Source organism: Stackebrandtia nassauensis DSM 44728 (assembly GCF_000024545.1).
Lineage (GTDB): Bacteria > Actinomycetota > Actinomycetes > Mycobacteriales > Micromonosporaceae > Stackebrandtia > Stackebrandtia nassauensis.
In genome coordinates this window covers 518,700-536,986 of record NC_013947.1, presented here as the reverse complement: position 1 = coordinate 536,986, position 18,287 = coordinate 518,700, and the positions used below count along the sequence as shown (strand labels likewise).

Below are 18,287 nucleotides of genomic sequence, written 5' to 3'. Positions count from 1 at the left end.
CGCCGCGCGCCACACGCGAACAGTGAGGACACGTACGTGAACGACGGAAACTGGCTGACCGACTTCTTCGAGAGTTACACGGCCGGGTCGGACAGCTGGGACATCCGCGGCAAGGCCGAGCAGGTGCAGGAGCACGCCGCCGACGCCTGGCTGGCGGAGCTGGCCGACCAGAACCGCAACCTGCCGGTCGACGAGTTGGGCGGCGCGCCGCCGCCGCCGCCCGACGCCTACGCGAAGGACTTCATCAGCGAGATCCCCTCGCACTTCCTGTGGCTGGAGACCCGGGATCCGTCCGACCTGCCCGCGAAGCTCGAAGCCATGGTGTCCGCGACCACCCGGTTGGACATCGAACTGCCGCACGGCATCGAGACCCTCAGCAGCCGGCTCGACGACACCGACCACTTCACCGGCCGCACCCCGCACGCCTTCGCGAACTTCCTGAACATCGCCAAGGACGCCGCCCACGCCCAGTCCAGCTTCGCCAACGAACTGGCCACCGCCGTGACGCAGATGAACAAGCTGCTGGGTGCCGCGCGCGACGACGTGTACTCGATCGCCGACGAGACCATCGCCGCCCTCGACGAGATCCGCGACGGCGGCAGCGGCGACGGCGGGGCGATGGCCTTCGCGGTCGCCGGTGCCATCGTCGGTGTCGGGGCGGCCGTCACCGGCGGTACCGCCGCGATCGCGTGGGCGCTGGTGAGCGGCGTGGTGGGCGTGACGGGTACGGCGGTCACCTCGGCGGGAGTGTCGGGCGACTCGGTCGAGGACGTGCTGGCGCAGATGAACTAGGCCATCGCCGACCGCTGCGACAAGTTCACCGAGCAGCAGGACGAACTGGTGAAGGGGCTCAACCAGGACCTCGGCATCGCCGACGAGTACTACCGTTCCCTGGACCCGACCCGCGTCAAGGCCAACACCTACGAGGGCGAGGACGACACGAAGGCCGTCGGCGACAGTCTCGCGGTGAACCTGGCCCGGACCCACGCCGCCGCCACCCACGCGGTGCCGCGACTGGCGGAGGTGTTCGGCAAGGCCTCGGAGTCGATCAGTTCGGCCACCGGCAGCGGTGCGATGGCACTGGGCCCGGCCTACCAGCCGTGGGAGGAACTGTGCAACCGGCTGCAACGGGTCACCGCCATCACCGGCAACCACCTGTACGAGGGCGGCCACAACCTGGCCGAGGCCACGGTGGAGTTCGCGCGTCAGGACGGCATCCACGCGAAGTGGGTCAACGAGACCATCGAACCGGTCGAGCACATCGAGGTCCCCGACGTCTACACGCGGCCGGACCCGAACCTGCCGCCGTGGATGCGGTGAACGCGTTCGAGAGCCGACCCGAAGGTCCGAGCGCCCGCCGTCCGAACGGCCAGAGTGGAGAATTCCACGGGTGCAAGTCGGGCCTTCGGGACCCACAATCACTGTGCGGTGACACGGCCGCGCACACGTGAGGACGGACAATGAACGACTCGGGCTTCTGGGCGGATCTCGCCGAGAACATGGAACCCGCCGACCCCTGGGACCTGACCGCCATGTCACAGCGGGTCCAGGAGGCCGCCGCCGAAGCGGCACTGGCCGAACGGGAACGCTTCATCGAGCGCCTCAACGGCGGGAACAAATCGGGCGAGCTGCTCAACGACGCCACCGAGAAGCTGAACAAGGACCTCATCGACCGTTTCTCGTACCCGGCCGACCCCTACGACATCGAGCAGATCCAGCAGGTGCCGTCCCAGTACGAGTGGCTGCACGGCCGCGACCCGTCCTCACTGATCCACAAGCGGCAGGTCGTCAACCGGGTCGCCAAGGACCTGGCCATGACGGTGCCCGGCGGCATTGGCAGCCTGCAGACCTTGCTGACCGCCAACGACGCCTTCACCGGCCGCGTCGCCGACCGGTTCGCGGACTACCTGGGCGACATGGTCGACGTAGCCGAGAATCAGGGCGCGATGGCCGCCGAACTGGCCACGGCGCTGGGCAACATGTTCAACCTGCTCACCGCGGCGGGTAAGGACATGAGGTCCATAACCGACGAAACCGTCACCGCCCTCAACGCCATCCGCGACGACGAGTACGGGTCCAGCGGCCTGATGGGCTTCGCCGTCGCCGGCGCCCTCATCGGCCTGCTGGGCTCCGTCGCCACCGGCGGCACCACCGCGGCCATCGCCTGGTCATTGCTGAGCGGTACGGTGGCCGTCGCCGCCCGGACCACCGTCGAGGCCAGCATCTCGGCCGGCACCGTCGAGGAGGTGCTGAACCAGATGTTCGACGCCGTGGCCGAGCGGGTCGAGGAGTTCGACCACCGGGAGGGCCAGGTCGTCAAGGCACTCAACGCCGACAACGGCCTCGCCGACTCGCACCGGCCGGAACTCGACCCCGACACCAAACCGGCCAACATGTACGACGGTCGGGGCGATCTGGGCGCGGCCGACACCGTCCTGGCCGCCGACCTGGCGGACACCCATCGCCACGCGACGACCACGGTCCCGAAACTGGCAGGACAGTTCGGTTCGGCTTCGACAGCACTGTCGACGGTCAGCGGCACCGCCGTCGAACCGATGGGCAATGCCTCACAGCCGTGGGAGACGCTGTGCACGAAGTTGCAGCGTTACAGTGCATTGGCCAGCAACCACCTGTACGACGGTGGCGAAGTCCTCGCCAAGGCCATGGTGTCCTTCGCCGAGCAGGACGGCATCAACGCGAAGTGGGTGCGAGAGCCGCTCACGGAGCACGAGGGCCCGGACATTCCCGAGGCGTACACGCCGCCCGACCCGCGTCCGTGGATGGACCGGCCGAAATCCGATCGGTTAGCGCTGGTGAATTCGGCCCGACCGGCGGCGAAGGCTCAGTGCTCGCGCGGCGGAACCGGTTCGGAGTGCTCGTAGTTGAGCTGGTCGACCGGCAGCGGGAAGACCTCCCCGTCCTCACCGAACGGCGAACCGGCCGCCGAGACCGGTGAGGTGAGCTCGGTGATGGGCAGGTAACCGTCCTTAACCGGCTTGATCCTGCTGCGTCGCGTCTCCGTCATGATCGAAGTGTCTCATGAGCCGGACGGGTCACGCGCGGGCTCCCGTGCGACTGCGGGCGTCGGCCGGTGGACGTACCGTTAAAGGTGATGGCCACGCATTCCCTGGTACCCCGGTCGTTGGCGGCGGCCCTGCGGGCGGTACCCGACGAGACGCTCGCGGCTTTGCTGCGCGCGCGTCCCGATCTGGCCGTGCCGGTTCCCGCCGACATGGAGGCGCTGACCATTCGCGCGCGCACCCCCGCGTCGGTGTCGCGGGCGCTGGACCGGCTCGACGAGTTCACGTTGCGGGTGCTGGACGGGCTGCGGCTGGTGGGCACCGAGGACGAGGACGGGCCGGTGACCTCGGTGAACCTGTTGGCCACCGTCACCCCGGACCTGTCGGACGTCGGCGTCGCGATCGCGACGCTGCGCGGGCTGGGGTTGGTGTGGGGGCCGGACGAGGAGCTGCGGCACCCCGCGTGCCTGGCCGAGGTGTGCGGGCCGTACCCGGCGGGGCTGGGGCGTCCGGCCGCCGAACTCAGTAGCGAGGCCGGGAAGCTCGTCGACGACGCCGCCGCGTTGCGGCGCACCGTGTTGGCCGCGCCGCCGCAGTCGCGCACCGTCCTGGACAAACTCGCCGCAGGTCCTCCACTGGGGACTGTCACCGACGCCTACGCCCAGACTCCGGCCGACACCCCGGTGCGGTGGCTGTTGGCCCACCATCTGCTGGTGCCGGTCGCCGCCGACACCGTCGAACTGCCGCGCGAGGTCGGCGTCCTACTGCGCCGCGAGGCCGGACCGCTGGGGACACTGCGCCGCCAACCCGAACTGCCCCAACCGATCTCGCCGGTCGCGGTGGACTCGGCGGGCACCGCGCAGGTGTGCGAGGTGGTGCGGCTGACCGACCTGCTGCTGGAGGTCCTCACCGCCGAGGCGCCGCCCGAGGTGAAGTCCGGCGGCATCGGGATGCAGGCGCTGCACCGGCTGGCCCGGACCTGCGACCTGTCGGACGCCAACGCGGCGCTGCTGCTGGAGGCGTGTTTCGCCGCCGGACTGCTGGGTCGCGACGGCGAGGCCTGGATGCCCAGCCACGGCTACGACGGCTGGCGCTCGGCGCCGCTGTCGATGCGCTGGTCCCGGTTGGCCCGGGCCTGGCTCGACGCCGAACGCGACATCCGGCTGCTGGGCGCCCGGCCCGGCCGCACTCGTCCGTCCACTGTGCTGTCGCCGTCGCTGGTGTCGCATTCGGCGCCCCGGTACCGCCGGGAAGTGTTGCGGCTGTTGGCCGAGCAGGCGCCGGGGACCCCGATCGACACCGAGCTGACCGTCGAGGTGTGCGGCTGGCGGCACCCGCGACGCCGCGCCGACGACGCGGTGCGCGCCGTCCACACGCAGGCGTCCTTTCTGGGCATCATCGCCCGCGACGCCGTCACCGAGTTCGGGCGGCTGCTGGTCGCCGAACCCGACCACGACGATCCGCTGGGCATCCACACGCCCGAAACCGATCCGCTGCACACCACCCTGGACGACCTGCTGCCGGTCCCGATCGACGAGATGGTGGTCCAGGGCGACCTCACCGTGATCGTCCCCGGCCATCCGTCGCCGCTGTTGGCCGCCGAGCTGGCCCTGGTGGCCGAACGCGAGTCCCCCACCGTCCACAGGGTCACCGAGGCCAGTCTGCGGGCCGCCCTGGACGCGGGTTACGCCCGCGAGGACATCCGCGGCGTGTTCGCCCGCCGCTGCCCCGGCGAACTGCCGCAGGCGCTGGACTACCTCATCGACGACGTCGCCAAACGCCACGGCGGCCTGCGGGCCGGATACGCGGGTTCCTATGTGCGCAGCGAGGACGAGGCGCTGTTGGTCCAGGTCCTCGCCGACCGCCGTCTCGCCGACGCGGCGCTGCGGCGGCTGGCCCCCACCGTCATCGTCAGCCCGATGCCGCTGCCGGGTCTGCTGTCGATGCTGCGCGAGGCGGGCCACACCCCGGTCGCGGAGGACTCCTCGGGCTCCATCGTGATCGACAAGTCCGTCGCGCCCCGCGCCACCCGGGTCGTCCGGCCCGACAAGACCGCCGACCCCACTCCCCGCGTCGAGGGAGCGCCGCTGGCGGCGCTGGTGGAACACCTGAAGCACACCGAACCCCGCGCCGAGACGATGGCGCGGGGACAGCGGCTGGACGAGGACGCGGTCGAGGTGCTGCGCGAGGCGGTCCCCGACCGGGCCCTGGTGTGGGTGGAGTATGTGGACGGTGGTGGCGAGCCGATCCGCAAGCTGCTGCGCCCGGTGTCGATGGGCGCCGGATACCTGCGGGCCGAGGACAAGCGGACCGACATGCTGCACACGATCGCGCTGCACACGATCCGCTCGGCCACGATCGCCTCCGTGTGAGGCCGCGTCAGTCGGCGCGGGCGCGTCTCCGGGTTCGCCTGGCCACCAAGGCGATCCGCACGGCGCTGTAGCCGACCGCGATGGCGGGCAGGGCGTACAGCCACGCACCGTCGAGGCGGGCGATACTGATGCCGGTGACCAGTCCGATGACGAGCAGGCTCAGCAGGACCTCGGTCTTGACGTTGTCGGCGAGTCTTCCGGTCAGTGCGGTGTGGACGAATGACGAGTGGGACATGGTCGCTCCTTGAATCGAATGTGGATGGTGGGTTGTCAGTCGCGGGGTTCCCAGCGGAACAGCCGGGCGGCGACCGCGCAGGACAGCACGGCGACCGTCACCGAGGCCACGGCGGGCCACAGCAGTCCCATCTCGATCGAGCCCTCGCCCGACCAGGCGTAGCGCAGCAGCTGGGTGACGGCGGTGCCCGGCAGCGCCAGCGTCGGGACGGTGACCTCGTCGGGGGGCGTGGACAGCACCCACATCAGTCCTCCGAACAGGACGGCGAAGCCGGGCATGGTGGTGAAGTGCGCGGCCTCGGGGGTCTTGGTGAACGACGCGGTCAGGAAGGCCAGGGCCGCGCAGGTGACGGCACCGATGACTGCCGCCGCGACGAGGATCAGCGGCTGGGCGGGCAGGATGCCTTTGACCGCACCGGTTATCGCGATGAACAGCAGCGACTGTCCGACGAACAGCAGTATGGGCGCCGTCGCGAAGCCGAGCACGATGCCGGTCGTGGACGCCGGGGAGGAGCGGACGCGTTTGAGGAACAGTGCCGCGCGGTGGTGGGCCAGCGTCATGGTGGCGGTCATGTAGACGGTGAAGCCCGCCAGCATGGTGAGGTTCATCGTGGCCAGGTCGGCGGTGGCGGCGTCGCTCATGGCCAGGATGACCCCCGCGAAGCCCAGCGGCATCACGATCGCGGTCAGGGCCATGGAACGGTTTCGCAGGATCAGCCGCAGTTCCATGCCGGTCAGCACCAGCCAGGCCGGGATCCGGGGGCCGGTCGCGTTGGTCGTCGTGGGGTTCATCGTCAGCGTCCGTTCGTGTCGGTGGTGATGTCGGTGGCCTGTACCGCCGCGAAGACCTCGCGCAGCGACGCTTCGGCGGCGGTCAGCTGGCCCAGGTCGAGGCGGTTGTCGTTGGCCCAGTTCAGGAGCAGATGCAGGTCGGCCTGCAAACGTGTGGTGCGCACCGTCAGGGCGTCGTCCATGAGGGACACGTCGCCGTCGAAGCGCGGCAGACTCGCCGCGTCGATCGCGGCGGGCAGGGCGCAACCGATCTTCGCGGCGTGGCTGGCGGCGACCTGGGCGACGGTCCCGGCCACCGCCACGCGTCCTTTGTGCATGATCGCGAGGTGGTCGGCCAGTTCCTCGGCCTCTTCCAGGTAGTGCGTGGTCAACAGGACGGCGCAACCGGAGTCGACGAGGTTTCGCAGCAGCGCCCAGGTGCGTTCGCGCGACGTCGGGTCCATGCCGGTGGTGGGTTCGTCGAGGAACAGGACACTCGGAGCCGTGGAGATGGCCAGCGCCAGGTCGAGGCGTCGTCTCTCGCCGCCGGACAGCTGGCCGACCCGCACGTCGGCCCGGTGACTCAGGTCCACATCGGCCAGTGGGTCGGCGGGGCCGGTGCGGCCCCGGTTCAGGTGCCGCCACAGTCGCAGGGTCTCGGCGGCGGTGAGGTTCGCGGTGAAGCCGGATTCCTGCAGCACCATCGACACCTGCCCGGCCAGCTGCCGCCGGTGCCGGTACGGGTCGCGGCCCAGCACGCTGATGTCTCCGGCGTCGGCGCGCCGGTGGCCTTCGAGGGTCTCCACCGTGGTGGTCTTGCCCGCGCCGTTGGTTCCCAACAGCGCGAACAGTTCTCCGGGTCGCACGCTCAGGTCGACGCCGTCGACGGCGAGGTAGTCGCCGTAGCGGCACCGCAGCCCGGACGCGTGGATCGCGGGTCGAGCGCCCGCCAGCTCAGGGTTCCGTCTACTGGAAACAGTGTGGGTTCGTGTCATGTGGACCAGCCTGCGGCTCGGGCCGGAAACCGGGTAGTGGCAAGAAACCACCCGCCTGTGTGCGTCAGTCATGAACCTCGATGACATCTGTCATCGATCCTGCTCAGGACGGCTTCGGGCCCGGCGTCACGACGCCGGACGCCGCATACTTGCTCCATGCCCGACTCGCCCCCGCACACCGGCCAGCGCCGCCTGACCTGGCTGCGCCGCTACACCTGGTGGTTCCTCATCCCCTATCCGCTGACGGCGGCCACCGTGGGGACCATCCAGGCGATCCGGCACGACCATCCCGGCGGGGTGCTGGCACTGATCCTGATCGCCTTCGCCGTGGCGACGGTGGTGAGCGTCCGCTGGTTCGACGCCGTGACCCGGCACGAGGCCCGCGACTGGCCGACGCTCGCCGACTGGGTCCTGTTCGCCGTCGCGGCGGCCGGGCTGGCGGGCACCGCGTGGCTGATCTCCCCGTTCCCGTACCGGCCGCTGGGCTGGCTGCTGCTGGCCAGCGCGCTCACCGCCGCGGTGATCCTGCGGCTGCCCGCGCGACACCGGCTGGCCGCGCTGGTCGTCATGACGGGGCTGATCGCCGCCGCGACCGCGCTGCTGGCCCGCGCCGGGCTGGCCGCCCCGCTGACCGTGCTCGGCGTCGCCGCGCTGGTGGCGTCGTTCGCGGCGATCATCTGGGTGCAGTGGTGGAGTTTCGACGTGGCCCGGCAGCTGGAGCAGGCCCGCAGTGTCGCGGCCGAGCTCGCGGTGACGCGGGAGCGGCTGCGGTTCGCCGCCGACCTGCACGACATCCAGGGCCACCACCTGCAGGTGATCGCGCTCAAGAGCGAACTGGCCGCGCGGCTCGGCGGCCGCGACCCCGACAAGGCGGTGGCGCTGATGCGCGAGGTGCAGGACCTGGCCCGCGACGCGCTGAGCGACACCCGCGCCGTCGTGGCGGGCTACCGCAGTGTCTCGCCCGGCACCGAGATCACCAACGCCACCAAGGTGCTGACGGCCGCGGGCATCGAGGCCACCGCGAACCTGCCCGGCACCGATCCCGGCCGGGGCTTCGCGGGCGAACGCGAACTCGGCCTGCTGATCCGGGAGGCGACCACGAACATCCTGCGGCACGCCCGGCCTACCCGGGCCGAGTTCGACCTGACGGCCACCGGCGAGGGCCTGTCGGTGCGCATCCGCAACGACGGCGCCGACTCAGGAGCCACCAGCGGCGACGGCACCGGCCTTGCCGGGCTGCGCGACCGCTTCGAGGCCGTCGGCGGCAGCCTCGACTGGCGGTCCGAGGCCGGACGGTTCACGGTCTCGGCGAGACTGCCGCGCGCGGCAGCCCCTCCCGATCCCGGCCGCTCCCCCGACACGGAAGGATCGACGAGGTGACGATCCGGATCCTGGTGGCCGACGACGAGGCCATGCTGCGCGGCGCCCTGGTGGCGCTGCTCGACCTCGAATCCGACCTCGACGTCGTCGCCGAGGTGGACACGAGCACCGCCGCGGTCACGGCCACGGCGGAGTCCCGTCCCGACATCGCCGTCCTCGACCTGGAGATGCCGCCCGCCGACGGCCTGGTCGCCGCCGAACAGATCCTGCGGCAGCCCACGCCGCCGAGGATCGTGCTGGTCACCCGGCACGCCCGCCCCGGGGTGCTGCGGCGAGCGTTGGCGGCCGGGGTCAGCGCCTTCGTCCCCAAGACCACGCCCGCCGAACGGCTCGCCGAGATCATCCGCGACGTCCACTCCGGACGGCGTTACGTCGATCCGGACATCGCCGCCTCGGCGCTCACCGAGGACGAGTGCCCGCTGACCACCCGGGAACTGGAGGTGCTGCGGGCGGCCCGCACCGGCGCCTCGATCGCCGACATCGCCGCGGCGGTGCATCTGGCGCCCGGGACGGTGCGCAACTACCTGTCCTCGGCGATGACGAAGCTCGGCGTCTCCTCCCGGCACGCCGCGGCCCACGCCGCCTGGGAGCAGGGCTGGATCTGAAGGGCTCAGGTGCCCAGGGCGTGGTCGAGCAGGCTGTCGACGGTGATCGCGCCCAGCAGCGTGTCGTTGTCGACCACCGCCACCACCGGGATCCGCACCCGGGCCATCAGCGCCGCGACCTCCAGCAGCGTCGCCCTGGCGCCGACCACCGGCAGGTCGAAGGGTTCCTCGGGCAGCAATTCCCTGACTGTCTTGTTCCCCAGTCCCGCCACGAAGGTGTCGGCGGCGGCCTCGTCCACGACCCCGGCCAGCGTCGGATCGTCCTGTATATACAGAGGAACCGACATCCGCAACACCTGGGTGCCGCCCAGGACCGTGTAGGGACAACCGTTGGAGCCCAGCACGATCAGACCGGGAAGGTCGTTTCCCGCCATCAGCTTCGCCGCTTCAAGCGCCGAAGTGTCCAAAGTAACCGTGGGAAAGTCCTTGGCGAGCGCGCCTGCGTGCATGCACTCGAGTATGGCACCGTCGCCGGTCTGCCCCAACAACCCGCCTCGCCTACACGCCGTCGCGATCCTGACTAGTCTGTCAACAGCTATCGGACGATGAGGCGGGAAGGCGATGGAACTGACAATCCGCACCCGGACTGACGGTGAGTACACGGTGGTCGCGGTGGGTGGCGAGATCGACATGTTCACGGCGACCGAACTGCGTGAGGCCCTGCACGCCGAACTCGCCAAGAACGTCTCCAGGCTGGCCATCGACGTCAACGGGGTAGAGTTCTGCGACTCGACCGGACTGGGCGTCATCATCGGTGTGCTGCGGCGGCTGCGAGAGAGCGGCGGCAAGCTGGTCATCGTGTGCGCCCGTCAGCAGATGCTCAAGATCTTCCAGCTGACCGGGCTGGACACCGTCCTCGACATCCGCGCCGAACTTCCGGCGGACGGCTGAGTCATGCCGACGGTCCGTTTTGGATTCACACCGTCGCCGGTGCATGTGCGTACCGCGCGGCTGGTGGCGGCCTCGGCGGCCGCGCAGGCGCAGCTGGCCGCCGAGTTCATCGACGAGGTGCGCCAGGCCGCCGGTGAGGCGTGTTCTCGGGCGGTGGCCCGGCACCGCCGCCACGGGGTCACGAAGCTGGTGCGGATGAAATTGGCGATTGGTGAGAGATTTGTGGCTGAAGTTGCTGATTTCGCCCCGGTTTCGCGCAACTCTTTGAGCATTGCTGGTAACGGCGTGACCGATCTGGCGGCGTCCCCGAGCGACGAGGACGCCCTGGCCGAAGAGGTCGCCCTGACGCTGCTGGCCGGTCTGGTCTCGGACCTACAGGTCATCGAGGGCGAGGACGGCGTCGGAACCATCGTCCGAATGGCCTGGCCGCTATAGCCACTCGACCCGAATGCCGCCGCTTGCGGCCCACAGTGGCGATGGTTACACTCCGCTGGTTATCGCCCCGGGCCCAACGGGGATTAAAAATTCCAGGAGAGTAAATGTCTCAATCGTTGCTTGCCGATGGGCAAGGCGATGCGGTTGGCGTCAACCTGACGTACGTCATCCTCGCGGCCGTATTGGCGCTGATCGCGCTCGGCTTCGCCGCCGCATTGGTCAAGATGGTGCTTGCCACCGGCAAGGGCACCAAGAAAATGCAGGAGATCGCCGGTGCCGTCCAGGAAGGAGCTTCGGCCTACCTGAAGCGCCAGTTCCGGACGCTCGCGATCTTCGTCGTCATCGCCATGGTGCTGCTGTGGTTCCTGCCGGTACACGATGTCGGTGACTCCGAGACCATGGTGAAGGCGGGCCGCAGCGCCTTCTTCGTCGTGGGCGCCGGGTTCAGTGCCTTCATCGGCTGGGCCGGGATGGGTCTTGCCACCCGCGCCAACCTGCGGGTCGCCTCGGCCGCCCGCGACGGCAGCCGTACCGGGGCCATGGCCATCGCGTTCCGCACCGGTGGCGTCGTCGGCTTCCTGACCGTCGGTCTGGGCCTCTTGGGCGCGGCCGTGGTCGTCATGGTCTTCAAGGGCAACGCGGCCACCGTGCTGGAAGGCTTCGGCTTCGGTGCCGCCATGCTGGCCATGTTCATGCGGGTCGGCGGCGGCATCTTCACCAAGGCCGCCGACGTCGGCGCCGACCTGGTCGGCAAGGTCGAGCAGGGCATCCCCGAGGACGACCCCCGCAACGCCGCCACCATCGCCGACAACGTCGGTGACAACGTCGGCGACTGCGCCGGCATGGCCGCCGACCTGTTCGAGTCCTACGCCGTCACCCTGGTGGCCTCGCTGATCCTGGGCCAGATCGCCTTCGGCGACACCGGCCTGGTGCTGCCGCTGATCATCGGTGCCGTCGGCATCGTCACCGCGATCTTCGGTGTCTTCATCACCAAGCTGCGCGCCTCGGACAAGAACGGCCTGACCGCGATCAACCGGGCCTTCTTCATCTCGGCGGTGCTGGCCGCCGTGCTGAGCGCCGGGGCGATCCTGGCGACCGTCCCCAACACCTGGGCCGCGCTGGGCGTCGAGGAAGCCGTCCACAAGGGCGTTCCGTTCTCGCCGCAGGTCACCGCGATCGTCGCCGTGGTCATCGGTATCGTCCTGGCCGCCGCCATCATGGCGCTGACCGGCTACTACACCGAGACCGAGAAGCGTCCGGTCTCCGACGTCGCCAAGACCTCGCTGACCGGACCGGCCACCGTCATCCTGTCGGGTGTCTCGCTGGGCTTCGAGTCGGCGGTGTTCTCGGCGCTGGTCATCGGCGCGGGTGTGTACGGCGCCTTCCTGCTGGGTGGCGCCACCGCGATGTTCGTGTCGCTGTTCGCCATCGCGCTGGCCGGTTGCGGTCTGCTGACCACGGTCGGCGTCATCGTCGCCATGGACACCTTCGGGCCCATCAGCGACAACGCGCAGGGCATCGCCGAGATGTCCGGTGACATCGACGAGGAGGCCGCGCGCACCCTCACCGACCTGGACGCCGTCGGCAACACCACCAAGGCCATCACCAAGGGCATCGCGATCGCGACCGCCGTGCTGGCGGCCACCGCGCTGTTCGGCTCCTACACCAGTGCCATCAACGTCGCGCTGGCCGAGGGCGGCAAGCTCGCCGACGGTGGTATCGACGTGCTGCTCAACATCGCCAACCCGGCCAACATCGTCGGCGTCATCGTCGGCGCGGCCGTGGTGTTCCTGTTCTCGGGTCTGGCCGTCAACGCGGTGTCGCGTTCGGCCGGTGCCGTGGTCTTCGAGGTGCGCCGCCAGTTCCGGGAGTTCCCGGGCATCATGGACGGCACCCAGCGCCCCGAGTACGGCCGGGTCGTGGACATCTGCACCCGCGACGCGCAGCGCGAGCTCATGACGCCGGGTCTGCTGGCGATCCTGGCGCCGATCGCGGTCGGTTTCGGCCTGGGCGCGGGCGCGCTGGCGGCCTACCTGGCCGGTGCCATCGCCTGCGGCGTGCTCATGGCGATCTTCCTGGCCAACTCCGGTGGTGCCTGGGACAACGCCAAGAAGGCCGTCGAGGACGGCGCTCACGGCGGCAAGGGCTCCGAGGCCCACGACGCCACCGTCATCGGTGACACCGTCGGCGACCCGTTCAAGGACACCGCCGGTCCGGCGATCAACCCGCTGATCAAGGTCATGAACTTGGTCTCGCTGCTGATCGCCCCCGCCGTGATCATGTTCTCGTCCTACGGCGAGAACCCGAACCCGGCGGTGCGGATCTCGATCGCCGTGGTCGCGCTGCTGATCATCGTCGCCGCCGTCGGCTGGAGCCGCTCCAAGCCGATCACCGTCGGCGAGGACAAGCCGTCCGACAACGGCGCCGACAAGGAAAAGGTCGACGCCTGATATCGCGCACGCTCGTTTTCGCGCGAGTATCGCGTTAGAGCCCCCGGACTCCGTTTGAGTCCGGGGGCTTCATCTCGCCCCGGTAGGTTGAGACCCATGCGTGCTGTCGCCTGGTTGCTGGTCGCCGCCCTCGCCCTGTCGGGATGCGGTTCCCAGGTGGACGCCGAGGAATGGGCCGCCGACGTGTGCGCGGCCCTGGAACCGTGGAAGACCGGCATCGAGGACCTCACCGCCGAGGCCAACGCGGCCATGGACCCCGAGTCCTCCCCGACGCAGGCCAAGAAGGACCTGCTGAAGCTGTTGGCCGGGGCCGCTGACATCAGCGAGGACGCCCGCGCCGGCATCGAGGCGGCGGGCGTGCCCGACATCGCCGACGGCGAGCGGATGGCGAAACGCTTCACCGAGTCGCTGGCGGCCACCCGTGACGCCTACCGCACCGCGCACGACCGCATAGAAAAACTCGACGCGGGTAAGGGTGACTTCTATGACGAGGTGGCCGCGGCGATGAAACAGCTGGCGAAGGACTACGACGCGGTCCCGCAGGTCGCCGAACTGGACTCCGAGGAACTCAAGAACGCGTTCGAAGCGGTAAAGCAGTGTCAGTGAGCCGTGCCCCCGCGTTAGGGTGGCTCTCGCCCGTACCCGAATATTTCGGGTGAAGCGCGCACAAGAATTTGGGGTGCGCAACCGCGGTCGCCTATTGGACGTTACCTTTGACAATCGGTCCGTAGCAATTAGGTATGCCCTGACATCCGATTCACGAGTGGGATTAACTGAAGTGGCGCAAACCACGAAACGTCTGGTCATTGTCGAGTCACCGGCAAAGGCCCGCACCATCGCCGGGTACCTCGGCGATGGTTACATGGTCGACTCCAGCCTCGGGCACATCCGGGACCTGCCCCGCAACGCCAAAGAGGTTCCGCCCAAGTACGCCAAGGAACCCTGGTCCCGGCTCGGCGTCGACGTCGACAACGACTTCGCACCGCTCTATGTGGTCAATCCGGATCGCAAGGCCCACGTCAAGACCCTCAAGGACCAACTGGCGGAAGCCGACGAACTCCTACTGGCCACCGATGAGGACCGCGAGGGGGAGGCCATCGCCTGGCACCTCCTGGAAACCCTGAAGCCCAAGGTTCCCGTCAAGCGCATGGTCTTCCACGAGATCACCAAGTCCGCGATCACCCAGGCCGTCAACAACCCCCGCGAGATCAACAGATCCCTAGTGGACGCCCAGGAGGCGCGCCGGATCCTCGACCGCCTCTACGGTTACGAGGTCTCGCCGGTGCTGTGGAAGAAGGTCATGCCGCGGCTGTCGGCGGGCCGGGTGCAGTCGGTGGCCACCCGCATCGTGGTGGAGCGGGAACGGGCCCGGATGCGGTTCGTCACCGCCGACTACTGGGGAATCACCGCCCAGTTGCGCACAAAGGACGGTGCCGACTTCGCGGCCAACCTGCTGTCCTTCGACGGCGACCGGGTCGCCACCGGCAAGGACTTCGACGCCGAGACCGGCCGCCCCAAGGCCGGTGTGGTCCACCTCGACGAGGCCGGTGCCCGGGGTCTGGCGGCCCGGCTGGCGAACGTCCCCTACACCGTCGGCAAGGTCGACAACAAGCCCTACCGCCGCCGCCCCTACCCGCCGTTCATGACCTCGACGCTGCAACAGGAGGCGTCCCGCAAGCTGCGGCAGTCCAGCGCCCAGACGATGCGGTTGGCGCAGCGGCTGTACGAGAACGGCTACATCACCTATATGCGTACCGACTCCACGAACCTGTCGGAGACGGCGCTGACGGCGGCCCGCAGGCAGGCCGCGCAGCTGTACGGCGAGCGTTTCGTGCCCGCCGAGCCGCGCCGCTACGCCCGCAAGGTCAAGAACGCCCAGGAGGCCCACGAGGCGATCCGCCCGTCGGGCGACAGCTTCCGCACCCCCTCGGAGCTGGCCAGCGAACTGTCCACTGAAGAGCTTCGGGTCTACGAGCTGATCTGGCGCCGCACCATCGCCTCCCAGATGACCGACGCGGTCGGCAACTCGGTCTCGGTGCGCATCAACGTCACCTCCGCCACCGGCGAGGACTGCGAGTTCTCCGCGTCCGGAAAGACCATCACCGACCCCGGCTTCCTCAAGGCCTATGTGGAGTCCCGTGACGAGGGCGAGGCCGACGACGCCGAGCGTCGCCTGCCCGAACTCGAACGCGGCCAGGCCCTGACCGCCGACTCCCTCGAACCCGCCGGACACCGCACCCAGCCCCCCGCCCGCTACACCGAAGCCTCCCTGGTCAAAGCCCTGGAGGAGCGCGGCATCGGCCGTCCCTCCACCTACGCGTCCATCATGCAGACCATTCAGGACCGCGGCTACGTCTTCAAACGCGGCCAGGCCCTGATCCCGGCCTTCCTGGCCTTCGCGGTCGTGGGCCTGCTGGAGAAGCACTTCGCCCGGCTGGTCGACTACGACTTCACCGCGGGCATGGAGTCCGAACTGGACGACATCGCCGCCGGTGAGGGCCGTTCGCTGGAGTTCCTGCGCAGCTTCTACTTCGGCGGCAACAACGCCGCCGACGGCACCGTCGCGGCCTCCGGTGGCCTGAAGAAACTCGTCGCCGAGGAACTGGGCCGCATCGACGCGCGCGGCGTCAACTCCATCCCGCTGTTCACCGACGAACAGGAGCGCCGGGTCGTGGCCCGGGTCGGCCGCTACGGCCCCTACCTGGAACGCTTCGCCCCCACCGCCGAACCCGGCGAGCCCGGCGAACGCGTCTCCATCCCCGACTCCCTGGCCCCCGACGAGCTCACCCAGGCCAAGGCCGAGGAACTCTACGAGGTCGGTTCGGGCGAACGCGAACTCGGCGAGCACCCCGAGACCGGTGAGATCGTCTACGCCAAGTCCGGCCGTTACGGTCCCTACGTCACCAGCGGCGAGAAGTCCGCGTCCCTGCTGTCCGACATGAAACTCAAGGACATCACCCTCGACGACGCGGTCCGGCTGCTCACCCTGCCCCGGCTGGTCGGTGTCGACGCCGACGGCGAGGAGGTCCGCGCCGGGCTCGGCCCGCACGGCCCCTACGTCGTCAAGAAACGCGACTACCGCTCCCTGGAGACCGAGGAGCAGCTCTTCACGGTCACCCTGGAACAGGCCCAGGCCCTGCTGGCCCAACCGAAGAAACGGGGACGTCAGGCGGCCCGCCCGCCGCTGAAGGAACTGGGCACCGACCCGGCCACCAAGCTCACCGTCGTCATCAAGGACGGCCGCTTCGGCCCCTACGCCACCGACGGCGAGACCAACGCCTCGCTGAAGAAGACCGACACGATCGAGGACATCACGATCGACCGGGCTTCGGAACTGCTGGCCGAACGCCGCGCCAAGGCCCCGGTGGCCAAGAAGGCCGCGAAGAAGGCGGCGAAGAAGACCACCGCCAAGAAGACGGCGAAGAAAACGGTGAAGAAGGCGGCCAAGAAAACCGCCAAGAAGACCACCACGACCAAGAAGGCCGCGAAGAAGTCGGCCGCCAAGAAGAAGACCGGCAACCCCCGCGAGGACGCCTGAGGAACCGTCGCGTGAGTCTCCATTGCGTATACTCACGCGACATTCAGACGCCTCCCACCCCTTGGAGCACCGGTGTTCGGACTACTGCGGCCGTGTTCGCGACTGATGGACGAGCCGATGCTGCACGAGTGGCTGTCCCACTTCTGTGGACTGTGCCTGGCACTTCGTGACGACTTCGGACAGTCGACACGGCTGGCCACCAACTACGACAGCCTGGTGCTGTCCGCGCTGGTGGAGGCCCAGACCGGTGCCGAGCCACAGCGGCGCACCGCGGGGCCGTGCGCGTTGCGGGGACTGCGGACCGCTTCCGTCGTGCACGGGACCGCCGCGCGACTGTCGGCCGTGGCGTCGGTGCTGCTGGCCACCGCCAAGATCAACGACCACATCGACGACGGGGACGGGCTGGCGCGGCGGCGGTCACTGGCCACGGTCGGCCGGAAGGTGTCACGGCGGCTGGAAACCAAGGCGCTGCGGGTGGGCGACGACATCGACTTCGACGCCGCCGCGCTGCTCGCCGCCGTCGGTCGGCAACGCGAGGTCGAGGCCGGTGCCTCGGCGTCGACGCCGTTGACCGCCGTCACCGCGCCGACGGAGGAAGCCACGGCGGCGCTGTTCGGGCACACGGCGGTCATGGCCGGGCGGCCGGACAACGCGGCGCCGCTGGCGCGGGCCGGGCGGGCGTTCGGACGGCTGGCGCACCTGGTGGACGCGGTGTCCGATCTCGAGCAGGACGGTCAGCGGGGGTCGTGGAATCCGTTGGCCGCCACCGAGACCCCGATGGCCGAGGCGCACCGGTTGTGTCACGCGGCGATCGCCGACATCGACGCCGCGCTGGCCGAAGCCGGGATCGGGCCGGGCGAGCTGGCGCGATCGCTGCTGGTCGATCACGCCGAACACACGATGCGCAATTCGTACCCGCACGCGCATCACCATCAGCACCACGGCGCGCATCCCGCCCCAAGGGGATTCTGGGCGGGCTGCGGCGCGGCGTTGATCGTCGCGTGCACTTGTCAGTGCTGCTGCTCCAGCAACTTCGAGGGCCCCTGGTCACGCCGGCCCCGCGAGGGCTGCTGCCACAAGTGCGACTGCTGCGACTGTCCCTGTGACGGTTGCTGCTGTCCCTGCGACTGACGAGTCGGGCTCGTCAGTCCTAAGAGGTGTACAGGTACACCTTGGCGTCGTTGCCGTCGCCGGTGAGCTTGAACTTGTCGACGTCGCCTGACGGGCAGGCCTTGTCGCTGTACTCCCACTTCTGGTCGATGAAAGCCTTGACGCGGGCGCATTTCCCGTCGGTGCGGGTGTCCTTGACCCAGCCGGACACGGTGATGTTGCCGTTGTCGCAGCTGGCCTCCCAATGCGCCAGCCCGCCGGGAACGTCCGAGTTCATCGAATCGCTGCAACCGGTCCGCGGTTCTATCGCGGCCTCGGCTATCGCTACGGTCGCCGGTCCAGCTACCGCGACCGCCCCCACGACGGCGGCCGCCACGAGCCACCGTCTACGCAACCTTGCCATGAAACCTCCTCTGTCGCTCTTCGATGGTTCCAGGTAAGAAGACGGCTTGACTCCACCGGAAGGACGGCTTACTCGGTTTGCCC

General features: G+C 69.4%; 18 protein-coding genes. 12 read left to right on the top strand and 6 right to left on the bottom strand.

Features of this window, described 5'->3' with window-relative positions:
• Positions 1-36 precede the first annotated feature (36 nt).
• The 3 genes from SNAS_RS02545 (at position 37) to SNAS_RS35605 (ending at position 2,882) form a co-directional block, all read left to right on the top strand.
• A complete protein-coding gene (locus SNAS_RS02545; protein WP_013015798.1) occupies positions 37-792 on the top strand; it encodes a hypothetical protein in 756 nt (251 codons plus the stop codon).
• Between the two features lie 48 nt (positions 793-840).
• On the top strand, positions 841-1,320 hold the full coding sequence (locus SNAS_RS02540; protein WP_013015797.1) for a hypothetical protein: 480 nt from the start codon (positions 841-843) through the stop codon (positions 1,318-1,320).
• Positions 1,321-1,460: 140 nt separating this feature from the next.
• On the top strand, positions 1,461-2,882 hold the full coding sequence (locus tag SNAS_RS35605) for a hypothetical protein (protein ID WP_013015796.1): 1,422 nt from the start codon (positions 1,461-1,463) through the stop codon (positions 2,880-2,882).
• On the opposite strand, the gene SNAS_RS02530 is transcribed toward SNAS_RS35605, so the two are convergent.
• Positions 2,843-3,025, bottom strand: coding sequence for a hypothetical protein (locus SNAS_RS02530; protein WP_013015795.1), 183 nt, complete (start codon positions 3,023-3,025; stop codon positions 2,843-2,845). The genes SNAS_RS35605 and SNAS_RS02530 overlap by 40 nt on opposite strands.
• 87 nt (positions 3,026-3,112) lie before the next feature.
• Here SNAS_RS02530 and SNAS_RS02525 point away from each other — a divergent pair, with 87 nt between their 5' ends.
• Complete coding sequence (locus tag SNAS_RS02525) at positions 3,113-5,392, top strand: helicase-associated domain-containing protein (RefSeq protein WP_013015794.1); 2,280 nt, start codon at positions 3,113-3,115, stop codon at positions 5,390-5,392.
• Between the two features lie 7 nt (positions 5,393-5,399).
• On the opposite strand, the gene SNAS_RS02520 is transcribed toward SNAS_RS02525, so the two are convergent.
• Genes SNAS_RS02520 through SNAS_RS02510 form a run of 3 tightly spaced genes read right to left on the bottom strand, consistent with a single transcriptional unit; the run spans position 5,400 to position 7,392 of the window.
• Positions 5,400-5,627: a hypothetical protein gene (locus SNAS_RS02520; protein WP_013015793.1), complete on the bottom strand. Its 228-nt coding sequence runs from the start codon at positions 5,625-5,627 to the stop codon at positions 5,400-5,402.
• Between the two features lie 35 nt (positions 5,628-5,662).
• Positions 5,663-6,418 carry an ABC transporter permease gene (locus tag SNAS_RS02515; protein ID WP_013015792.1) on the bottom strand — a complete coding sequence of 252 codons (756 nt, stop codon included), beginning with the start codon at positions 6,416-6,418 and terminating at the stop codon, positions 5,663-5,665.
• A gap of 2 nt (positions 6,419-6,420) precedes the next feature.
• A complete protein-coding gene (locus tag SNAS_RS02510; protein ID WP_013015791.1) occupies positions 6,421-7,392 on the bottom strand; it encodes an ABC transporter ATP-binding protein in 972 nt (323 codons plus the stop codon).
• A gap of 156 nt (positions 7,393-7,548) precedes the next feature.
• On the opposite strand from SNAS_RS02510, the gene SNAS_RS02505 reads away from it, so the two are divergent.
• Together SNAS_RS02505 and SNAS_RS02500 are read left to right on the top strand one after the other, a co-directional pair.
• A complete protein-coding gene (locus SNAS_RS02505) occupies positions 7,549-8,772 on the top strand; it encodes a sensor histidine kinase (protein WP_013015790.1) in 1,224 nt (407 codons plus the stop codon).
• Positions 8,769-9,377, top strand: coding sequence for a response regulator transcription factor (locus tag SNAS_RS02500; protein WP_013015789.1), 609 nt, complete (start codon positions 8,769-8,771; stop codon positions 9,375-9,377). Before SNAS_RS02505 ends, SNAS_RS02500 begins: the two co-directional genes overlap by 4 nt.
• A 5-nt stretch (positions 9,378-9,382) precedes the next feature.
• On the opposite strand, the gene SNAS_RS02495 is transcribed toward SNAS_RS02500, so the two are convergent.
• The gene (locus SNAS_RS02495) at positions 9,383-9,826 is read right to left on the bottom strand and encodes a CBS domain-containing protein (RefSeq protein ID WP_041625457.1); all 444 of its coding nucleotides are present in this window, start codon (positions 9,824-9,826) and stop codon (positions 9,383-9,385) included.
• A 112-nt stretch (positions 9,827-9,938) separates the two neighbouring features.
• Here SNAS_RS02495 and SNAS_RS02490 point away from each other — a divergent pair, with 112 nt between their 5' ends.
• The 6 genes from SNAS_RS02490 (at position 9,939) to SNAS_RS02465 (ending at position 17,822) form a co-directional block, all read left to right on the top strand.
• Positions 9,939-10,268, top strand: a complete 330-nt coding sequence (locus SNAS_RS02490; protein ID WP_013015787.1) for an STAS domain-containing protein — start codon at positions 9,939-9,941, stop codon at positions 10,266-10,268.
• Positions 10,269-10,271: 3 nt separating this feature from the next.
• Positions 10,272-10,703: an ATP-binding protein gene (locus SNAS_RS02485; protein WP_013015786.1), complete on the top strand. Its 432-nt coding sequence runs from the start codon at positions 10,272-10,274 to the stop codon at positions 10,701-10,703.
• Positions 10,704-10,807: 104 nt separating this feature from the next.
• Entirely contained in the window at positions 10,808-13,153 is a 2,346-nt protein-coding gene (locus tag SNAS_RS02480; RefSeq protein ID WP_013015785.1) for a sodium-translocating pyrophosphatase, read from the top strand.
• Between the two features lie 96 nt (positions 13,154-13,249).
• A complete protein-coding gene (locus tag SNAS_RS02475; RefSeq protein ID WP_013015784.1) occupies positions 13,250-13,759 on the top strand; it encodes a hypothetical protein in 510 nt (169 codons plus the stop codon).
• Between the two features lie 172 nt (positions 13,760-13,931).
• Positions 13,932-16,691 carry a type I DNA topoisomerase gene (gene topA, locus SNAS_RS02470; RefSeq protein WP_013015783.1) on the top strand — a complete coding sequence of 920 codons (2,760 nt, stop codon included), beginning with the start codon at positions 13,932-13,934 and terminating at the stop codon, positions 16,689-16,691.
• A gap of 72 nt (positions 16,692-16,763) precedes the next feature.
• The gene (locus tag SNAS_RS02465) at positions 16,764-17,822 is read left to right on the top strand and encodes a DUF5685 family protein (RefSeq protein ID WP_013015782.1); all 1,059 of its coding nucleotides are present in this window, start codon (positions 16,764-16,766) and stop codon (positions 17,820-17,822) included.
• A 19-nt stretch (positions 17,823-17,841) separates the two neighbouring features.
• On the opposite strand, the gene SNAS_RS32265 is transcribed toward SNAS_RS02465, so the two are convergent.
• Positions 17,842-18,204, bottom strand: coding sequence for a hypothetical protein (locus SNAS_RS32265; RefSeq protein ID WP_013015781.1), 363 nt, complete (start codon positions 18,202-18,204; stop codon positions 17,842-17,844).
• Positions 18,205-18,287: the final 83 nt, after the last annotated feature.